3 protein-coding genes are annotated in these 3957 nt (G+C 33.0%); 1 reads left to right on the top strand and 2 read right to left on the bottom strand.

The annotated features are described in order from the left end of the window. Nucleotides 1-363: 363 nt before the first annotated feature. A complete protein-coding gene (locus JVU85_RS00355; RefSeq protein ID WP_002510306.1) occupies nucleotides 364-2232 on the bottom strand; it encodes a DHA2 family efflux MFS transporter permease subunit in 1869 nt (622 codons plus the stop codon). 12 nt (nucleotides 2233-2244) lie between these two features. Continuing rightward, nucleotides 2245-2892 carry an HlyD family efflux transporter periplasmic adaptor subunit gene (locus JVU85_RS00350; RefSeq protein ID WP_002510307.1) on the bottom strand — a complete coding sequence of 216 codons (648 nt, stop codon included), beginning with the start codon at nucleotides 2890-2892 and terminating at the stop codon, nucleotides 2245-2247. Nucleotides 2893-3018: 126 nt separating this feature from the next. On the opposite strand from JVU85_RS00350, the gene JVU85_RS00345 reads away from it, so the two are divergent. After that, nucleotides 3019-3567 carry a TetR/AcrR family transcriptional regulator gene (locus tag JVU85_RS00345; protein WP_021459717.1) on the top strand — a complete coding sequence of 183 codons (549 nt, stop codon included), beginning with the start codon at nucleotides 3019-3021 and terminating at the stop codon, nucleotides 3565-3567. The last annotated feature ends 390 nt before the right edge of the window (nucleotides 3568-3957 follow it).

Here is a 3957-nt window from a genome sequence, read left to right as displayed (position 1 = left end):
TAAGGGTTCAGCGCCTAATTTGCGAAGGGGTTGTTTATTTTCTATTTATATAATTTTTTCAAAATAGTACTGATTCTTTTACTAACCACATTGCTATTTTTTAGATTTATGGCATCACAAATTAGCGTAGTCTCCATGGAAAATTTTTTAATTTCTCTGTTTAATTTATATAAATTATAATATCTTCCGTATAATATTGGCAGTGATTTGGGCCGACTCCTGCGGGAATAGCGCTAGCCGAAGACTACAGGCTGAGGCAGTGCCCGCGGAAAGCGTGCACAAAAAAAACTGCCAACAAAGTCAAAGACTTTGTCGACAGTCTAAAGCTGGGACGTTCTGTCTCGGTTTTTTTAATCTCACTTTTTATTCTTTAGAAATATAGTGTTCTTTACCTCGTAAGAATAAACTTAAAATAAACGCTAATGCACTTAATGCTGTCGCAACTAAGAATGCACTATTCACACCATTTATAGATGCCAGTTTTTGAACAAATTCTAGTATTTTCTGTGTTGCCATTTGTTCGCCACCCATTGCTTGAGCCATCTCTTGTAAGCGATCTTTAATAAATGGATTGGTTTTATCTAAATCTTGTGAATATGTCGAAACATATTGTGTTGTTTGCGTTGACATAACAGTAACAAGTAACGCTGTACCAATTGACCCTGCCAATTGACGTAACGTATTCGACAATGCATTACCATGCGAAATTAATCGTTGTGGCAATGAATTCATACCCGCTGTCATGATAGGCATCATTATAAAACTCATACCAAATGAACGTATAATATAAATAACCATCAAATGACTATATGTTGTATTCATATTTAGTTTTGTTAATTCCCAAGTGGCATACGTCATAATACCAGTACCAATAAGTGCCAATGGTTTAATACCTATTGTATCAAGTAAACGACCTGCTATCGGACCCATAAAGCCCATAATAAGAGCACCAGGTAATAGCAATAGTCCTGATTGTAATGGGGTAAATCCTCTTAAATTTTGTAAATATAGTGGTAATAAAATCATTCCACCAAACAAACTCATTGTTACAATCATATTGATTATTGTCGTCAATGTAAATCCAGAATATTTTAATACTTCTAAATTCAACATTGGTACACGCATAGTCAATTCGCGAATCACAAATGCCACAATAAATACGACACCTAAAAGTAAAGTAATTACTACTGATGGCGCGGTCCAACTATTATTACCAGCTTCACTGAAACCATATAGTAAAGAACCAAAACCAATAGTACTAAATATTATACCTGGGATATCTGCTTTAGGATTAGTTGTAACTTGATAAACTCTAAACCATATATAGGCTATTGCGAGAGAAATCAAACCAATAATAAACATACCGTAAAACATAATATTCCAATGGTAGTTTTCAACGATATAACCAGATAACGTTGGACCAATAGCTGGAGCAAGAATCATTGCAATTCCTAATGTCCCCATTGCTGCGCCACGTTTTTCTGGTGGGAATATTGTCATAAAAACATTAGTCCCTAAAGGCATTAAGATACCTGCACCAATAGCTTGTAATACTCTCCCTACCATCATTATAGTAAATGAACCAGAAATACCACAGACAAGTGAACCTAAAGTAAACAGAGTCATCGCAACTAGAAATAGTTTACGATATGAATATTTATTGAATAGGAACGCACTTATTGGTATTAAAATACCATTTACTAACATAAACCCTGTCATCAACCATTGTCCTGTATTAGCTGAAATATTAAAATCAGTATTAATTTTAGGTAATGCCACATTGAGCAAGGTTTGATTTAAAATTGCTATAAACATCCCAAAAATCATTGCAATTAAGACTTTTCCTTGGGACGTACCTTTACCAAACATAAATGCACTATGCTTTTGTTTTAACTTTTCGTTAATTTCTTCCTCTTGCGTATGTGATTCTTCATGCTGAGTAACAGCATTCTGATCACTTGTAAGAGCCTCAGTTTCATCAGAATTATTAGAAATGTTAAGCTTACCATTCTCTTCTGAAATTGCATTAGCATCATTAGCTTCTGATGTTTCATCTGTGTCTCTTATATTAAATTTAGATTGATAACTTTGATGTGATGTATCATTTTCACTTAATGTTTGTTCCGTACGTTGGGTTTTCATTTTCCGTTTACGTTTTGACATAAACAGGTTTACCAAACCAACAAGAATGAGCGCTATGACTACATAAACGATAATGAAGGTCATTGTCATGATTAGACCTCCTTAATTTTTATGAATTTTAACTTCAGCGTTCATTCCTGGAACAACATTTTTAGATGGTTTAGAATCTAATGAAATTTTCACAGGTACAACTTGTGAAACTTTTGTATAGTTACCATCACTGTTTGATGAAGGCATTAATGAAAAACTAGAGGCAGTAGCTTTGCCAACTTCTTCCACTTTACCTTTAAGTTCAGCATCTTCACCATCAAGCTTAATATTTACATCTTTTCCTTCTTCAACATCTGCAATATCTTTTTCATCGACATTAGCAGTCACATTTAACTCATCTAAATTATACGCATAAGCAATTGGTGTTCCAGCTTGTGCCATAGCACCTTTAAGAGCATCTTTTTTCACAATAGTACCATCTTGAGGCATTGTAATACTCGTATTTTGAGCTTGACCATCTTCACCTTTTGCTGCAATTTCAGCGACTTTATCGCCTTTTTCTAATTTGTCATTATTTTTAACATCGAACGACTCAATTTTACCATTAGCTGGTGCAGAAATCTTAATTTGATCTCCATCAACTTTAGCGTTCTCTGTAGTTACGTAACTTGTTGCTTGATTATAGAAATGGAATCCAACTACTCCTATAATTACCAATACAACAATAGTAATGACATTAATCAATATCATTTTCTTCATTACTCTTTTCCTCCTGTTTGCTTTTAAAATTCACTTTATATATTATAGAGACATATGAATTAAAAAAACACCAACACTTCTATAAAATGTGTCGGCTGTTTTAAACTAGATAACGTAGGTGTCCATATGAAACAAAAAGCTAAGTATAAAATCATACGTAATATGATTATTTTACTTGAGGAACATCCATTTGAAGAAATAACAATTAAAATGATTTGTGCATATAGTGGTGTCAACAGAACTACATTTTACGATTATTTTTTAGATAAATATGACTTAATTTCCAAAATACAACAATATCATCTAACTAAATATAAAACCTTATTAACCTCTCTTTTGAGTAGCTTTCTTCAAGCTAATTACAGCCAAGCAAAAATCTACAAGTTTTTTAAAATTATTTTAACGTACATTAAACGAAACTATGGATACTTTCATGCAATTTTAGTAACCTATCCCAACAAATCCTTATTTTCAGATTATGTAGCGGCTACAAAGTCATCTTATAAAGAAATTCTCGATTTACAAGACAGCATTTATAATAAGAAGCAGTTTGTTATCTATACGATAGGCGGTCAATTAGGTATTATATATTTTTGGATCAAAGAAGGCTGCACTGAATCAGAAGATCAATTAGCACAAATTTTATTAGCCAATACCATTAAATTACAACGCTAATATTATTTAGTGTTTGTTTTTTATTACTTACTAAAAAATGAGGCTGAGACAATATTGATTGTCTTAGTCTTTTTTCATATTGGCAGTTTTTATGCACGCTTTCCGTGGGCACTGCCTCAGCCTGTAGTCTTCAGCTAGTGCTTTACCCACAGGAGTCGGCATAAATCACTGTCAACAGGATATAGGTTATTATGTATCAGATGATTCGATAGGTCGACATTATCTCCTACTAACGTAAATATACGAAAAAGCACTACTATTTTGACAAAACTATATAAATAAAAAATAAACAAACTCTTCGCAAATTAATGCAAAGGATTTGTCTACGTTATGGAGGCTAGAACATCATTGATTTGTCCTAGTCTCTTTCCTTATTGGCAGTAGCTGACT

It is taken from the genome of Staphylococcus sp. GDY8P72P (assembly GCF_016890655.1).
In the GTDB taxonomy this organism is placed as follows: domain Bacteria; phylum Bacillota; class Bacilli; order Staphylococcales; family Staphylococcaceae; genus Staphylococcus; species Staphylococcus arlettae.
This window is presented reverse-complemented; position numbering and strand designations above follow the sequence as displayed.

Bases quoted from the DNA above. Each gene is read 5' to 3' on its own strand.
- JVU85_RS00355 (WP_002510306.1), bottom strand. From the start codon at position 2,232: ATGACAATGACCTTCATTATCGTTTATGTAGTCATAGCGCTCATTCTT.
- JVU85_RS00350 (WP_002510307.1), bottom strand. From the start codon at position 2,892: ATGAAGAAAATGATATTGATTAATGTCATTACTATTGTTGTATTGGTA.
- JVU85_RS00345 (WP_021459717.1), top strand. From the start codon at position 3,019: ATGAAACAAAAAGCTAAGTATAAAATCATACGTAATATGATTATTTTA.